Source organism: Streptomyces sp. NPDC057543 (assembly GCF_042801895.1).
Classification (GTDB): Bacteria; Actinomycetota; Actinomycetes; order Streptomycetales; family Streptomycetaceae; genus Streptomyces.
Map to the genome: position 1 here is coordinate 1 of NZ_JBHVFF010000045.1, position 14153 is coordinate 14153.

Genomic DNA, 14153 nt, shown 5'->3' on the forward strand with positions numbered 1-14153 from the left:
ACCTTCCGGAGTGCGGCCCACGGTCCTTGCGCGTCCCGAACGGGTCTGTGTCGGCAGGTGCTAGCTGTTGCCGCCGGTGAAGTAGTTGTGCAGCCCGGGGACCTTGAGCGTGCCGCCGAACTGGCCGGCCTGGGTCACCTTGACCTTGGTGAAGAAGGCGAAGGGTACGTTCAGCGGCGGCGGGGTCTGCGGGCTGAAGGTGACCGGGATGAGGCCGAAGAGGTTGCCCTTCAGCTCCTCGGTGTACATCGTCACCGTGCCGTTGCGGATCGTGGACGTGGAGCCCTTCTCCGCCTCGACATGGCCCGTCGTGCCGGCCGGACCGACCGTCATCTGGTGGAGGTCCTTGATGTCGACGGTCTTGGCCGTGAACTTGAGCACCTTCTTCGTGGTGCCGTCGCCCTTCTTCACCTCGACGATGCCCTTGTAGTCGAGGCCGCCCAGGGTCAGCATCGAACTCTGCAGGATCCACGGCTCGTTCGGCAGCAGTGGGATGCCCTGCTCCAGATCGGCCGCGGCCAGCGCCTCGGGGTCGGCGGTCGGACACGGGAAGCGCTCCTTGGCGCCGTCCGGGATGTCCTCGTCCTTCTTCGCCTCGAGTCCCTTGACGCTCTCGTCGAGTTCCTCGACCGGCTTGCCGGCCTGCTCCGCGGCGTCGCGGATGGCGGCGGCTGTCTTGTCGGCCGTCTCCTTCGCGGCGTCCGTCACCTTCTCCACGGGCTTCTCGACGGGCTTGGCCACGTCGTCGCTCTCCGACGGCTTCGGGGACGCCGTGGTGGCGCTCGGGGACGGGCTCGCCGTCTCCTTGTCCGGTCCACCGAGGAGGTCCTTGAGCGCGTCGCCGACGCCCAGCGGGTCGAGCGGGTTCTTCGACTTCGTGGGGGTGGGCGAGGCACTCGGCGTGGCGGCGGGCGCCTCGGCGGACTTGGGCTCGGCCTCGGCGGACTTGGGCTCGGCCTCGGCGGACTCGCCGGCCGACGGGGTGACCGAGGGCTTCGGGGTCGCCGTCCCGTCCTTGTCACCGGACTCGGAAGCGGACGGGGACGGGGACGGCGACTTCGTCTCCGACGCGGACGGTGACGGCGATTCGCTCGGTTCGTCGGAGCGGGTCACACAGGGACCGGGCGCGAACGGGATGTCCGTACTGTCGTCGGCCAGCGCCAGCTTGGGGGTGAGCCCCATGCCCACGAAGACGGCCGTCGGCATCGCGGCGAGGGCGAAGGCCTTGCCCGCGGGTATGTGCAGCTTCGTCAGCAACGACTTGCGGGGTGCCGCGTGGCGCGGTCCGGTTCTCGGCCGGAGGTCCTCCCCGGTCGCGTTCAGCTGCGTCTCGTCACCCCGCACTGTTCCTCCCGCCGTTGGCGTCAACAATTCCGTCCGGGACGTCGTCGCTCCAGGGAGCGGGACCCGGGTCGTACGCCGCCGTGGCGCGCTGCTCCGGCAGTTCGACGCCGGCCGCTTCCCCGCCCTGCGGCTTTTCGGCCTGGTTGCCGGCAGTGTGCCTGCCGGACTCCGTTTCGGCCGCGGGCTCATCCGGGGCCCAGGACAGCGCGAGACAACCGCCGATGAGGGCGAACAGGAAGCCGAAAAAGAAACCGCCGAGGTTGGACACCGGGATGGAGACCAGCGCGAGCAGGATCGTGGCGACACCGGCGAACACCCGGACGATCTGCTGGAACCACATGGTCAGGCCGAGCGTGACCAGCAGTACACCGATGATCAGTGAACCCGCGCCGGCGGTGGTTGCCATGGCCAGCGTCAGATGGCCGAGCTTGAGGTTCGCGTACGGAAAATATGCGATCGGACCGCCACCGAGCGCGGTGAAAAGACCCGCCCAGAAAGGCCGGGTTTGCCGCCAGTCACGGAACCGCAGCCTCCAGTAGGTGAAGTCGCGGGTGCCTGTGGTCTCGGCGCTCATGGAAAACAGCTCCCTGGAACCGGTCGTGCTGTGAAAAGAAGAAGGGAGTCGGACGGGCGGAGCGGCGTGACCACTCCGCCCGTCCGGGCGGAGCGCTTAGTAGCACTCCTTGACGCCGTTGTAGAGCTTCATGCTCAGACCGCTGAGCTTGAAGGTTCCGGCCGTGGTGGCCCACGCCTTCTGCTGCACTTTCCACAGCTGGGCGCGGTCCGCCTGCTGGGCGAAACCGTTCTCGTTGACGTTCTCGTTGGCCTTGATCGCCGGACCCTTGGAGGCGTCCTTGGCCGCAACACCGATGTCGATGTTGGAGAACTCGGCATCGGCCTTGAGGTCGGCGATGTCGATGTACAGGTTCTCGGCCGAGACCGGGGTCCCGTTGCCGCCGGCCTTCAGCTGAAGGCTGACCGAGCCGAGGATCGGGATGTCCGGCGTGACGACGGACTGGCACATCTTGGTGATCTCGGCCGTCCGGAACGACGAGATCGCGACCGGGTGAATGGTCTTCTTGTCACCCTTCAGCTCCGCGTAGCCGGCGTCTATGCCGCCGTACTGCGAGAAGCCGTGGCCGTCGAGGTAGTCGGCCGACACCTTGAACGACTGGCCGGACACGCTGAACGATGCGGCGAGCGCACCCTGCGCGAGGGCCACGCCGACCGCGGCGGTCGCGGCAACGCTCGGCACCATGACCAGAGCGAAACGCTTCCATCTGGTGCCGCCACGAACCTGGGAACTCATAAATTTCCTCCTTCTCGGACGTACATCTCCGGTCCGGGCCTGGGCCCGTCCTGGGATGGGAGAAGTGCTACGTCCTCGGGAAGGAGAGCGCCCGCGTACGGAGGCAGGAACCACGTCCGAATCACCGGCGATCACCCCCGAGCGACAACCACTGGCCACGCAATCGCGCAACCTGTTCGGACAGGCCCTGCCGGACGGCAGGAACCCCCCTGTCCGGAGTCGGCGCCACTGCCGCCGACCCACTCGGTGGGGACCCAACAGGGCCGCCGCGCCGACTGGCAGCCGGGCTGGCGTTATTGGACCGAGCGTGGCCGATCGTGGTGCATTCGCGCCCGCCGCACAAGGGGTTCGTTACTCGCTAGTAACGGCCCGATAACCGAGCCGCGACCGGGTGACACCGCCCGGCCACACAGGGTGGCGCCGAACGGAAGGACGAAAGGGAGAATCGGGGCCGTTATACGGACAGATCCCGAGGGGCGATTTACTGCGAGTAACAGGCGACACCTTTATCAAGATTTGGTAAAGCGGGGTCGGCTCTTGTCGCCCTCATCGCGAAAACGGCCGTGGCACCCCGGGGGTACCACGGCCGCGTTGTCACATCAGAACAAGACCCGCGTCAGAACAGGACGCGTGCCAGCGCCGTACGCGCGGCGACGACCCGCGGGTCGTCGGGGCCGATCACCTCGAACAGCTCCAGCAGCCGCAGCCGCGCCGCGTCCCGGTCGTCACCGAAATTACGGCGCACCGTCTCGACGAGCCGCCCGAAGGCATCCTCGACATGACCGCCGACGAGATCCAGATCGGCGGCCGCGAGCTGCGCCGCGAGGTCGGCCGGCTTCTCCGCGGCGTCCTGGCGGACCCGCTGCGGGTCGATGTCCTTGACCCGGGCGAGCAGTTCGGCCTGGGCGAGACCGAGCTTGGCCTCGGTGTTGGCCGGGTCTTCGGCGAGGACGTTCTTGTACGCCTGGACGGCACCGGGGAAGTCGCTGGCGTCCAGGGCCTGTACGGCCGCTTCGAGCAGGGCGTCGTACGGCCCGGCGGGCACCTCGGCCGGAGCCTGACCGGCTCCCTCGGCGGCGGCCGCGTCCTGGTCGACCGCGATCCCGGTGAGGCCGAACCGCTCCTCGGCGACCTGGATCAACTGGTCCAGCGTCTGCCGGATCTGGGCCTCGGGGGCCGCGCCCTGGAAGAGCGGGAGGGCCTGCCCGGCGACGACGGCGAAGACCGCCGGAATGCCCTGGATGCCGAACTGCTGCATCAGCATCTGGTTGGCGTCGACATCGACCTTGGCCAGCACGAAGCGGCCGTTGTATTCCTGGGCCAGGCGCTCCAGGAGCGGTCCCAGCTGCTTGCACGGCTCGCACCACTCGGCCCAGAAGTCGATGACGACCGGGACTTCCGTGGAGCGCTGCAGGACATCGTTCTCGAAGCCCGCCTCATCGACATCGATCACCAGGGCGGACGGCGGTACGGCACCGCCACCACCCTGCCGGGCGGCCTCGGCACGGGCCTGCTCCGCCTTCACCTTGGCCTCGCCGGCCGCCTTCACCGCGGCGAGGTCGACGACGCCGCTCATGGACATGTTCCTAGGCTGCATACGTACATCCTCCCCCCTTGGCGCACCGATACGGAAAGCGATCCGGGAACCCCACCCGTCCGTAGTCCCCGCCGGCGTGCGGGGTGCCCGGACGGACACGGCCCGAGGGCCCCTGAAAGACCCTGTTCGACGCCGGGTCCCCACCCGGTGCCTGTGGCTGTCGTTCGGTCGTGGCGTCACGACGGTACGACCGTCGTCCTTACGCTACGACCCGTAGCGTAACTGCCCGGCAGCCCTCACGCACAAGTGCGTTCGGTGATCTGTCTCACGGTGAACGGGGCCGCTCGGCACTACTTACTGACCGGTATGGTCACGGCATGCTGAGCCACAGCCACCGCGAACCCCCTCGAACGGGACGCCCGCGCAGCGCCGCGGCCGATGAAGCGATCCTGGAGGCGACCAGAGCCTCTCTGGTGGACCTCGGCTGGTCGAAGCTGACGATGGGTGATGTGGCGACGCGGGCGGGGGTCGCCAAGACGACCCTGTACCGGCGCTGGGCGGGCAAGAACGAACTGGTCGTGGATGCCGTCGCGGTTCTCTTCGACGAGCTGGAACTGCCCGATCTGGGCAGCCTGTCGGCCGATGTGCAGGCGGTGGTGCTGCAGTTCGCCGCGCTGCTGGAGCGGCCGGAGACCCAGACGGCACTGATGGCGGTGGTCGCGGAGTCGACGCGCGACGAGGCGCTGCGGACCCGGATCCGCGACTCGATCGTGGACCGGCAGAAGCGACTGGTGCTCCAGGGGCGTCAACGGGCCCAGGAGCGCGGAGAGTTGCCCGTCGAGCAGGACGAGGTACTGGCGGCGACGACCGCCGATCTGATCTTCGACGTGATCGCCGGCGCGGTCGTGCACCGGGCCCTGGTGAGCGCCGAGCCCGTCGACGCGGACTGGGCCCGGCGCTTCACCGTGCTGCTGCTTGCGGGGCTGGGGGCGGCGACCTCCGCGTGACGGGGCGGGCCGCTGCCGCCTTCCTCGGCCGCCGACCGCGACCACCCACCGCCGTCAGAAGCCGGGCGGCTCCGTATAGGTGCCCCACTCGTCGCGCAGGACCCCGCAGATCTCACCGAGCGTCGCCTCGGCCCGTACCGCGTCGAGCATCGGGCCGATCATGTTGGAGCCGTCGCGGGCGGCGGCCAGCATCGCGTCCAGCGCCGACTTCACCCGGGCGTCGTCGCGGGCGTCCTTGCGTCCGCCGAGCACCCGGACCTGCTCGCGCTCCACCTCGTGGCTGACCCGCAGGATCTCCAGGTCTCCGGTGACCGAGCCGTGGTGGACGTTGACGCCGACGACGCGCTTGTCGCCCTTCTCCAGCGACTGCTGGTACCGGAACGCGGACTCGGCGATCTCGCCGGTGAACCAGCCGTCCTCGATGCCGCGCAGGATGCCGGAGGTGATGGGCCCGACGGGGTGCCGCCCGTCCGGATGGGCCCGGATGCCGCGCTCCTTGATCTGATCGAAGATCTTCTCGGCGTCGGCCTCGATCCGGTCGGTGAGCTGCTCCACGTACCAGGAACCGCCCAGCGGATCGGCCACGTTGGCGACGCCGGTCTCCTCCATCAGCACCTGCTGGGTGCGCAGCGCGATCTCGGCGGCCTGCTCGGAGGGGAGCGCGAGGGTCTCGTCGAGGGCGTTGGTGTGCAGCGAGTTGGTGCCGCCGAGGACGGCGGAGAGCGCCTCGACCGCGGTGCGTACGACGTTGTTGTACGGCTGCTGGGCGGTGAGCGAGACACCGGCGGTCTGGGTGTGGAAGCGGAGCCACTGCGCCTTGTCGGTCTTCGCGCCGTACGTCTCCTTCATCCAGCGGGCCCAGATCCGGCGGGCCGCGCGGAACTTGGCGATCTCCTCGAAGAAGTCGAGGTGCGCGTCGAAGAAGAAGGAGAGGCCGGGCGCGAAGGTGTCGACGTCCAGCCCGCGGGAGAGGCCGAGCTCCACGTAGCCGAAGCCGTCGGCGAGCGTGTACGCGAGCTCCTGCGCGGCCGTCGCCCCGGCCTCGCGGATGTGGTAACCGGAGACGGAGAGCGGCTTGTACGCGGGGATGTCGCGGGCGCAGTGCTCCATCAGGTCACCGATGAGGCGCAGATGGGGCTCGGGCTGGAAGAGCCACTCCTTCTGCGCGATGTACTCCTTGAAGATGTCGGTCTGGAGCGTGCCGTTGAGCACACCCGGGTCGACGCCCTGGCGCTCGGCGGCGACCAGGTACATGCAGAAGACGGGGACGGCGGGTCCGCTGATCGTCATGGACGTCGTGACGTCGCCGAGCGGGATGTCCTTGAAGAGGACCTCCATGTCGGCGGCGGAATCGATGGCCACACCGCAGTGCCCGACCTCGCCGAGCGAGCGGGGGTCGTCGGAGTCGCGGCCCATCAGCGTCGGCATGTCGAAGGCGACGCTGAGCCCGCCGCCGCCCGCGGCGAGGATCATCTTGTAGCGCTCGTTGGTCTGCTCGGCGTTGCCGAAGCCGGCGAACTGGCGGATGGTCCAGGTCCGGCCGCGGTAGCCGGTCGGGTGGAGCCCCCGGGTGAAGGGGTACTCGCCGGGCCAGCCGATCCGCTCGAATCCCTCGTACGCGTCCCCGGCGCGGGGGCCGTACACGGGCTCCACAGGGTCTCCGGAGAGCGTGGTGAAGTCCGCGTCACGCTTGCGGGCCTTGTCGTAACGGGCCTGCCAGCGGCGGCGGCCCTCCTCGATCGCGTCAGCGTCCATACAATCGAATTTACTAGGACGTCCTAGTAAATGTCGATGGCAAACCGCCCGGCGCTTTGCACGGGGCGGTTCGGGTGGTGCGGCGCGGGCCGGGCCCGGCCGGGCGGCTCAGGCCTCGACGGTGACGGGAGAACCGTCGGCGACCAGCGGCTCGACCTCACGGACGACCTTGCGCTCGACGAAGAACGCGGCCGTCGGGATGGTGCCGGAGATCAGCACCCAGAGCAATTTGCCCACCGGCCACTTCGCCTTGGAGCCGAGGTCGAAGGCGAAGATCAGGTAGATGATGTAGAGCACACCATGGATCTGGGAGACGACGAGCGTCAGATCCTTGCCCATGTCGAAGCCGTACTTGAAGACCATGCAGGTGCAGAGCACCAGCAACATGACGGCGGTGACGTAGGCCATCACCCGGTACCGGGTCAGCACACTGCGTTTCATGGAATCGAGCGTAACCGGACGCCCGGGGCGATCTTGCAGCGGGCCGGGCCCTCGAAACGTCGTTCTACGCCTCTTCGAAATCATGGGCCGCGATCCGCAGCGGCCGCAGCATGGCGAAGATCTCCGCGCACTCCTCGGCGTCGTACACCCCGAGCCCGAACTCCATGTCGACCAGGTCCCTGGTCGCCGCCTCGACGACCTCGCGGCCCTTCTCGGTGATGGAGGCGAGGGTTCCACGGCCGTCGTTCGGATTGGGGCGCTTGGCGACCAGCCCGGAGCGGACCAGCCGGTCCACGGTGTTGGTGACGGAGGTCGGGTGGACCATGAGCCGCTCGCCGATCTTGGACATCGGCAGCTCGCCGGCCTTGGAGAAGGTGAGCAGCACCAGTGCCTCGTAGCGGGCGAAGGTCAGTCCGTACGGTTTGACGACCGCGTCGACCTCGGCGAGCAGGATCTGCTGGGCGCGCATGATCGAGGTGATCGCCCCCATCGAGGGCACCGGACCCCAGCGCTGCTGCCAGAGTTCGTCGGCGCGGGCGATGGGATCGAAGGGGAGACTGAGCGGCTTCGGCACGGCACCGACCTTACCCACTGGTCATATGCTGGTCAGCACTGTCTCGAACTTCGGTCCGAATTCGGGGTGCGGATGCCGTGCGACTGACCTCGCGGACGAGCAGGAGCGTGCACACCGTACCGATCACGGCGGCTCCGGCGACCACCTGATGGACGGGACGGAATTCGGCGGCCAGCCCGGCAAGGGCCATGCCGATGCCCTGGACCGTCATCAGCCCCGCGGTCTGCAGGGTCATCGCCCGGCCCCGCAGCTCCTCGGGCACGGCTTCGACGAACCACTGGTCGAGGCCGATGACGTATGCCGCCCCCACCCCGGCCAGTGCGAGCGCGGCCATGGTCAGGGGCAGGCCGGGGCGGAGCCCGTACAGCAGGAGCGGCAGGAGCCCGGCGACGGCGGCCGGCAGCACGATCCGGGAGCGGGCGCGCGGTGTGAGCACGCCGCCCACGTACAGCTCCGCGACAATGTTGCCGATCGGCATCGAGCACATCAGCAGCCCCAGCGCGGCCCGGCCGGCTCCGATCTCGTCGGCGTACGGTGCGGCGAGCGCCTCCGGCGCGACGACGAACATCGGCGGCACCCAGAAGAGCAGCGTCAGCGCGCGGATCCTGCGGTCGGCGAAGACGGTGCGCGCTCCCGCGAGTGAGTCCTTGAGCAGATTGCCCCCGTCGCCGCTGTCGCCGGTCCGGGCGGGCCGGTTCCGGGTGCCGCAGCGGAGCAGGGCAGCCGAGGAGAGGAAGGTCACGACGGTGATCGCGATCGCCTCGCGCGCGGAGACCACGGTGAGCAGCACACCCCCCACGCCGAAGCCGATCAGCAGCGCGCTCTGCGAGACGATCCGCAGCAGCGAGCGGCCCAGTACATAGAGATCGCCCTCGCCGAGAATGTCGGTGAGCGCGGCCATCCGTGTGCCGGTGAAGACGGGCGACACGAGCGCGACGGCACAGCGCAGGGCGAGGAGCCCGCCGACGGGGGTGCCGGGCATCACCATGACGGCGACGCAGCCCGCGCAGAGCAGATCGCAGGTGACCAGGACCCGGCGGGCGGGGTAGCGGTCGGCTACCCCGGCGAGGAGCGTGCCGCCGATCAGGTACGGCAGCAGGCCGAGCGCGAAGGTGAGGGCGCTGAGCAGCGGCGAGTCGGTGAGGTCGTAGACGAGGACGGTGAGCGCCAGCTCGCTGACCATCAGGCCCATGAGGGAAAGCAGATGGGCGGCGAAGACGGCCCGGAACTCCCGTACGGCGAAGACGGCGCGGTAGCCGCGGGACGTGCCGGGGGCCGCGGCGGCCGGGGCCCGGAGCGCGGGCGACGGATTCGGGTCAATGGGGTCGGCGCGCTCCGGGGAGGAGGCCGGCGACGGCTCCGGTCCGGCGGGGTGGGCGTCCGCTCGGCGGCGTGCGGCTGACGGTTCGTGGGAAGTCCGACCCGTCGGGCCGTTCGGGGTGTCCGCCGCGTCGTGGGCGCTGCCCACCAGGTCGGGGCTGTTGCTCGGCATGGGCGCAGCCTGAAGGAGCAAGACCCTCGTTCCGTAGTCTTTCGGCCCGGACCGAATCCTGACGAGGCAGCCGATGTCGTTCCATCTGCATTTCGACGAGAGCGATCTGCTGCGCTGCAGGTTCGCCATCTCTCCGATCTGGGAGACGCAGCAGGCGGTACGTACCCTCCTGCGCCCCGGTCGGCACGGCTACCACGAACCGTGGCTGAGGCGTATCCGGAGCGCCGCCACGGGGCTCGATCTCGGGCCGCTGTGGTCACTGATGCCGGAGAGCGGACACAGTCCGGACTTCCTGTCCCCGCCACCCCTGGGGCCCTACGCCTCCTTCGAGGAGGAGATCGCCGGGGTCCGTGCCACCGACCCCGGGCTGGTCCGCGAGGACCTGGCGCTGACGTTCGCGTGCATGCCGGGTACCCGGGACTCCCCCGCCGGGCGGGCGATGCTCGCCGACCCCGCAGCTGCGCAGCAGGAGCTGGCCGCGTTGCTGGAGCAGGCGTGGCGGGTGCTGGTCGAGCCGGACTGGCCGCGACTGCGCGCGCTGCTGGAGGCGGACATCGCGTACCACTCGCGCCGGCTCGCCGCGGTCGGCTTCGCACGGCTGCTCGGTGAGCTGAGCCCGCAGCTGAACTGGACGGATTCGACGCTCACGCTGATCGGGGTCAAGGGCCGGCACACCCGGGTGCTCGGCGGTCAGGGCCTGGTCCTGATGCCGAGCGTCTTCGCCTGGCCGGATGTGGTCAGCGGGTACGAGCCGCCCTGGCAGCCCGCGGTGATCTACCCGGCGCGCGGGATCGGCGCACTGTGGACGGAGCCCGCGGACCGCACGCCGAAGACGCTCGCCCGGCTGCTGGGGCGGACGCGGGCCGATGTGCTGTGCGCGCTCGACGAACCGGCCGGGACGAGCGCGCTCGCGCACCGGCTGGGCCTGGCGCCGTCCTCCGTGTCGGAGCATCTGTCGGTGCTGCGGGCGGCGGGGCTGCTGACGTCACGGCGATACGGACACCAGGTGCTGTACGAGCGGACGCCGCTCGGCATCGCGCTGGCGGTGCCGGCCTGAGTGCACCTGGACGACGAAAAGCCCTCCTGCCGTGCGGCAAGGGGGCTCTTCGGTGGTACGGGCGTCAGTCCGCGAGGTACCGCTCGACCGTCTCGACCTTGGAGGTCAGACCGTCGGTGACACCGGGGCGGATGTCGGCCTTCAGTACGAGGGAGACGCGTCCGGCACGGGCCTCGACGGCGGCGACGGCCCGCTTGACGACGTCCATGACCTCGTCCCACTCGCCCTCGATGGAGGTGAACATGGCGTCCGTGCGGTTGGGCAGCCCGGACTCACGGACGACCCGGACGGCGTCGGCGACGTACTCCCCGACGTCCTCACCGACGCCCAGCGGACTGACCGAGAACGCGACGATCATGCGCTGACCACGCCTTCCCGGCGGGCGCGCGCGGCGATGACGTCGTCGGCCTCGTAGCGCTTGAGCACCTTGTCGCCGTACAGCCCGCCGAACGGCAGCAGCGCGAGCAGGAAGAAGAACGCGACGCGCTTCAGCGGCCACTTGGTCTTGGCCCAGACGTCGAGGAGCAGCACGGCGTAGATGACGAAGAGGACGCCGTGCAGGATGCCGAGCGGCATCATCAGGAAGTCGATGTCGGAGACCCGGCTGAGGATCGAGCCAAAGATGATCAGTGCCGGGAAGGAGAGCGCCTCGGGAACCGAGATGAGGCGCAGCCGGTGCAGGGCGGTAGCGGTCTTGACGTCCACGAGGGCACCTTCGGTGGGAGGATCGTGACAGCTTGTGAATACAGGCACAAGCGCGATCCATTGTGGCATCGGTTCGTGCGGGGATCGGTGCCGGGGGCCGTATGTCGCCGGTCACGTGCCGCCATCCGAGCCCTGTGCCCCGTACGGGTACGTCCCGATTGCGTCCGGGTCCCGTACCGGATGCGTATCAGGGGCCTTTCAGGGGGCCGGTTCCTCCCCTGGGCCCTGTCCCGGCCGGGCCGCTGCGGTTAACGTCGCTCCGTGGCAATGTTCCGACTCCAAGGCAGCAGAACACTCGCCGTCGACCTGGCCGGCGACGCCGTGAAGGCGAAGAACGGTTCGATGGTCGCGTACGACGGCCGGATCACGTTCAAGAAGATGACCGGCGGTGGCGACGGCCTGCGCGGCATGGTGACCCGCCGGCTGACCGGCGAGCAGATGGCCGTGATGGAGGTGAAGGGGCAGGGCACCTGCTACTTCGCCGACCGCGCGAGCGAGATCAGTCTCGTCTCGCTGCACGGCGACAAGCTCTACGTCGAGGCGAGCAATCTGCTCTGCACCGACGCCGGGCTGCGCACCGGCACCACCTTCACCGGCCTGCGCGGCGGGGCGAGCGGCAACGGCCTGTTCACCACCACCGTCGAGGGAACCGGCCAGGTGGCGATCATGTCGGACGGTTCGGCGGTGGCACTGCGGGTCTCGGCCTCGTACCCACTGTTCGTCGACCCCGGCGCCTACATCGCCCATCAGGGAAACGTGCAACAGCACTTCCAGTCCGGGGTGAACTTCCGGACGCTGATGGGCGAGGGCTCGGGCGAGTCCTTCCAGATCCGCTTCGAGGGCGAGGGAATCGTCTACGTCCAGCCGAGCGAGCGGAACACCATCGGGGGCGATGTCTGATGCCGTTCCGCGAGATCAACTCGAAGATGGTCGAGGCGACGGTCGTTCCCGGCCAGAAGATGTACAGCCAGCGCGGCGCGATGCTCGCCTACCGGGGCGAGGTGTCGTTCACCCCGAACATCCAGGGCGGCCAGGGCGGTGTGATGTCGATGATCGGTCGCCGGGTGGCCAATGAGGCGACCCCGCTGATGACGGTCGAGGGCAACGGCACGGTGATGTTCGGCCACGGCGGACATCACATCCAGGTGATCAACCTGGCCGGCGACACCCTGTACGTGGAGGCCGACCGGCTGCTCGCCTTCGACGGGGCGCTCCAGCAGGGCACGATGTTCATGGGTTCGCAGGGCGGGGTGATGGGCATGGTGCGCGGTCAGGTGACCGGGCAGGGGCTGTTCACCACCACCCTCAAGGGGCATGGCGCGGTCGCCGTGATGGCACACGGCGGGGTGATCGAGCTGCCGATCACGCCGGGCCGCGAGGTGCACGTGGACCCGCAGGCGTACGTCGCGCACCACGGCGACGTGCGCAACAAGCTCTCCACCGCGCTCGGCTGGCGCGACATGGTGGGGCGCGGCTCCGGCGAGGCGTTCCAGCTGGAGCTGAGCGGCAGCGGCGCGGTGTACGTCCAGGCCTCGGAGGAGAAGCTGTGAGCACACCCGCGGTCTTCGACCCGATGACGCTGCCGTCGGACGACAACGTCAACTCCTACACCTTCTGCGTGGAGCTCAAGGGGAGCCAGTGGTTCCTGCAGAAGGGCAAGATGATCGCCTATTACGGGCGGATCGAGTTCAACGGCGTCGGTCACGGCCGCTTCGAGCGGCTGATCCGTACGAGCTTCCACTCGCCGCTGCACGCGAGCGACTGGGTGGTGGCCGAGGGCAGCGGCAAGATGCTGCTCGCGGACCGGGCCTTCGACGTCAACTCGTACGACCTGGAGGACGGAAATCTGACGATCCGGTCCGGCAACCTCCTCGCGTACCAGCCGACGCTGGCACTCAAGCAATCCATCGTGCCGGGTTTTCTGACGCTGATCGGCACGGGGAAGTTCGTGGCGGCGTCCAACGGTCCGGTGGTCTTCATGGAACCGCCGCTGCGGGTCGATCCGCAGGCCCTGGTGGGCTGGGCGGACTGCCCCTCGCCGTGCCACCACTACGACCACGGCTATATGACGGGCGTGCTGGGCGGGCTGCGGTCGCTGACCGGGATCGGCGGGACCTCGGGCGAGGAGCACCAGTTCGAGTTCGTCGGTGCGGGTACGGTGCTGCTCCAGTCGACCGAGATCCTGATGCCCGAGCAGCCGACGGGGGCGGTGCCGCAGCAGCCGGGGGTCCCGGGCGGGGGCGGTCAACCCGGGTCCGCACCCCGCATGCCCGGCCAGCTCGGGGATCTCCAACGCCGCTTCGGGTTGTGAACGGTAGTCTGCGGAGTGTGACGTCGACGTCCGCACCCCGCATCCGAGTCCACCTCCGGGCGAGTGCCGGGCGTCACACTCCCCCACTTCGTCCGGCTTTCAACTTCTTAGGTAGAATCCACATATGGAGACCGACACGGCCACCCGCTGGCTGAACGACGCGGAGCAGTGCGCCTGGCGTACCCACCTGGACGTCAGCAGGCTGCTGATGCACCAACTGGAGAAGGACCTCCAGCCGTTCGGCCTGACCAACAACGACTACGAGATCCTGGTCAACCTCTCGGAGTCCCCGGACCAGCGCATGCGGATGAGCGATCTCGCCGCCGCGACACTGCAGTCCAAGAGCAGGCTCTCGCACCAGGTCACCCGCATGGAGAGCGCGGGCCTGGTCCGCCGGGAGAACTGCGAGTCCGACCGGCGCGGCCTGTACGCGGTCCTCACCGAGGACGGCGCGGAGACGATGCGGAAGGTGGCTCCGCACCACGTGGCGTCGGTGCGCAAGCACTTCATGGACCTGTTGACGCCTCAGGCGCTGGCGGACCTGCACGCGGCGCTGGCCCCGGTCGCCGATCATCTGCGGGGCCGACGCGGCAAGGTGTGACGCGCGGCGGGGCGGCGGCC

At 69.3% G+C, this 14153-nt stretch carries 16 protein-coding genes; 6 read left to right on the forward strand and 10 right to left on the reverse strand.

All coding sequences use genetic code 11. From position 1 onward, the window contains the following. Positions 1 to 60 precede the first annotated feature (60 nt). From ACFU8Q_RS10695 to ACFU8Q_RS10710, 4 genes are all read right to left on the reverse strand, one after another. On the reverse strand, positions 61 to 1344 hold the full coding sequence (locus ACFU8Q_RS10695; RefSeq protein WP_384450845.1) for a hypothetical protein: 1284 nt from the start codon (positions 1342 to 1344) through the stop codon (positions 61 to 63). Next, the gene (locus ACFU8Q_RS10700; RefSeq protein ID WP_384450848.1) at positions 1334 to 1918 is read right to left on the reverse strand and encodes a DUF6114 domain-containing protein; all 585 of its coding nucleotides are present in this window, start codon (positions 1916 to 1918) and stop codon (positions 1334 to 1336) included. Before ACFU8Q_RS10700 ends, ACFU8Q_RS10695 begins: the two co-directional genes overlap by 11 nt. Positions 1919 to 2014: 96 nt before the next feature. After that, positions 2015 to 2653 (reverse strand): DUF6230 family protein, encoded by a 639-nt coding sequence (locus tag ACFU8Q_RS10705; RefSeq protein WP_384450851.1) that lies wholly within the window; start codon positions 2651 to 2653, stop codon positions 2015 to 2017. Positions 2654 to 3269: 616 nt separating this feature from the next. Then, on the reverse strand, positions 3270 to 4250 hold the full coding sequence (locus ACFU8Q_RS10710) for a tetratricopeptide repeat protein (RefSeq protein ID WP_384450854.1): 981 nt from the start codon (positions 4248 to 4250) through the stop codon (positions 3270 to 3272). A 317-nt stretch (positions 4251 to 4567) separates the two neighbouring features. Between ACFU8Q_RS10710 and ACFU8Q_RS10715 the strand changes: the two genes are divergently transcribed. Further along, positions 4568 to 5197: a TetR/AcrR family transcriptional regulator gene (locus ACFU8Q_RS10715; RefSeq protein ID WP_384450857.1), complete on the forward strand. Its 630-nt coding sequence runs from the start codon at positions 4568 to 4570 to the stop codon at positions 5195 to 5197. 54 nt (positions 5198 to 5251) lie between these two features. Here the strand turns inward: ACFU8Q_RS10715 and ACFU8Q_RS10720 are convergent, their stop codons facing one another. The 4 genes from ACFU8Q_RS10720 to ACFU8Q_RS10735 all read right to left on the reverse strand — a co-directional run bounded on the left by ACFU8Q_RS10720 (position 5252) and on the right by ACFU8Q_RS10735 (position 9459). Further along, complete coding sequence (locus tag ACFU8Q_RS10720; protein WP_384450860.1) at positions 5252 to 6952, reverse strand: methylmalonyl-CoA mutase; 1701 nt, start codon at positions 6950 to 6952, stop codon at positions 5252 to 5254. 108 nt (positions 6953 to 7060) lie between these two features. Next, a complete protein-coding gene (locus ACFU8Q_RS10725; RefSeq protein ID WP_384450862.1) occupies positions 7061 to 7393 on the reverse strand; it encodes a DUF3817 domain-containing protein in 333 nt (110 codons plus the stop codon). A gap of 64 nt (positions 7394 to 7457) precedes the next feature. Further along, positions 7458 to 7967: a MarR family winged helix-turn-helix transcriptional regulator gene (locus tag ACFU8Q_RS10730; RefSeq protein WP_189547174.1), complete on the reverse strand. Its 510-nt coding sequence runs from the start codon at positions 7965 to 7967 to the stop codon at positions 7458 to 7460. A gap of 10 nt (positions 7968 to 7977) precedes the next feature. Further along, complete coding sequence (locus ACFU8Q_RS10735) at positions 7978 to 9459, reverse strand: MFS transporter (protein ID WP_384450865.1); 1482 nt, start codon at positions 9457 to 9459, stop codon at positions 7978 to 7980. Between the two features lie 73 nt (positions 9460 to 9532). Here ACFU8Q_RS10735 and ACFU8Q_RS10740 point away from each other — a divergent pair, with 73 nt between their 5' ends. Beyond that, positions 9533 to 10516: a DUF5937 family protein gene (locus ACFU8Q_RS10740; protein WP_384450868.1), complete on the forward strand. Its 984-nt coding sequence runs from the start codon at positions 9533 to 9535 to the stop codon at positions 10514 to 10516. 64 nt (positions 10517 to 10580) lie between these two features. On the opposite strand, the gene ACFU8Q_RS10745 is transcribed toward ACFU8Q_RS10740, so the two are convergent. Further along, the gene (locus ACFU8Q_RS10745) at positions 10581 to 10874 is read right to left on the reverse strand and encodes an MTH1187 family thiamine-binding protein (protein ID WP_030971479.1); all 294 of its coding nucleotides are present in this window, start codon (positions 10872 to 10874) and stop codon (positions 10581 to 10583) included. Further along, entirely contained in the window at positions 10871 to 11221 is a 351-nt protein-coding gene (locus ACFU8Q_RS10750) for a DUF3817 domain-containing protein (protein ID WP_384450871.1), read from the reverse strand. The genes ACFU8Q_RS10745 and ACFU8Q_RS10750 overlap by 4 nt, the downstream gene beginning before the upstream one ends. 267 nt (positions 11222 to 11488) lie before the next feature. Here ACFU8Q_RS10750 and ACFU8Q_RS10755 point away from each other — a divergent pair, with 267 nt between their 5' ends. The 4 genes from ACFU8Q_RS10755 (at position 11489) to ACFU8Q_RS10770 (ending at position 14133) form a co-directional block, all read left to right on the forward strand. Next, positions 11489 to 12121 (forward strand): AIM24 family protein, encoded by a 633-nt coding sequence (locus tag ACFU8Q_RS10755; RefSeq protein WP_384450926.1) that lies wholly within the window; start codon positions 11489 to 11491, stop codon positions 12119 to 12121. Then, positions 12121 to 12771 (forward strand): AIM24 family protein, encoded by a 651-nt coding sequence (locus ACFU8Q_RS10760; RefSeq protein WP_384450873.1) that lies wholly within the window; start codon positions 12121 to 12123, stop codon positions 12769 to 12771. The genes ACFU8Q_RS10755 and ACFU8Q_RS10760 overlap by 1 nt, the downstream gene beginning before the upstream one ends. Next, positions 12768 to 13532 carry an AIM24 family protein gene (locus ACFU8Q_RS10765; RefSeq protein ID WP_384450876.1) on the forward strand — a complete coding sequence of 255 codons (765 nt, stop codon included), beginning with the start codon at positions 12768 to 12770 and terminating at the stop codon, positions 13530 to 13532. The genes ACFU8Q_RS10760 and ACFU8Q_RS10765 overlap by 4 nt, the downstream gene beginning before the upstream one ends. A gap of 124 nt (positions 13533 to 13656) precedes the next feature. Next, positions 13657 to 14133 (forward strand): MarR family winged helix-turn-helix transcriptional regulator, encoded by a 477-nt coding sequence (locus ACFU8Q_RS10770; RefSeq protein ID WP_384450879.1) that lies wholly within the window; start codon positions 13657 to 13659, stop codon positions 14131 to 14133. Positions 14134 to 14153 lie beyond the last annotated feature (20 nt).

Coding starts and splice junctions, on each gene's coding strand:
- ACFU8Q_RS10705 (WP_384450851.1), bottom strand. CDS start 2,653: ATGAGTTCCCAGGTTCGTGGCGGCACCAGATGGAAGCGTTTCGCTCTG.
- ACFU8Q_RS10745 (WP_030971479.1), bottom strand. CDS start 10,874: ATGATCGTCGCGTTCTCGGTCAGTCCGCTGGGCGTCGGTGAGGACGTC.
- ACFU8Q_RS10760 (WP_384450873.1), top strand. CDS start 12,121: ATGCCGTTCCGCGAGATCAACTCGAAGATGGTCGAGGCGACGGTCGTT.
- ACFU8Q_RS10720 (WP_384450860.1), bottom strand. CDS start 6,952: ATGGACGCTGACGCGATCGAGGAGGGCCGCCGCCGCTGGCAGGCCCGT.
- ACFU8Q_RS10715 (WP_384450857.1), top strand. CDS start 4,568: ATGCTGAGCCACAGCCACCGCGAACCCCCTCGAACGGGACGCCCGCGC.
- ACFU8Q_RS10770 (WP_384450879.1), top strand. CDS start 13,657: ATGGAGACCGACACGGCCACCCGCTGGCTGAACGACGCGGAGCAGTGC.
- ACFU8Q_RS10710 (WP_384450854.1), bottom strand. CDS start 4,250: ATGCAGCCTAGGAACATGTCCATGAGCGGCGTCGTCGACCTCGCCGCG.
- ACFU8Q_RS10735 (WP_384450865.1), bottom strand. CDS start 9,459: ATGCCGAGCAACAGCCCCGACCTGGTGGGCAGCGCCCACGACGCGGCG.
- ACFU8Q_RS10725 (WP_384450862.1), bottom strand. CDS start 7,393: ATGAAACGCAGTGTGCTGACCCGGTACCGGGTGATGGCCTACGTCACC.
- ACFU8Q_RS10740 (WP_384450868.1), top strand. CDS start 9,533: ATGTCGTTCCATCTGCATTTCGACGAGAGCGATCTGCTGCGCTGCAGG.
- ACFU8Q_RS10755 (WP_384450926.1), top strand. CDS start 11,489: ATGTTCCGACTCCAAGGCAGCAGAACACTCGCCGTCGACCTGGCCGGC.
- ACFU8Q_RS10700 (WP_384450848.1), bottom strand. CDS start 1,918: ATGAGCGCCGAGACCACAGGCACCCGCGACTTCACCTACTGGAGGCTG.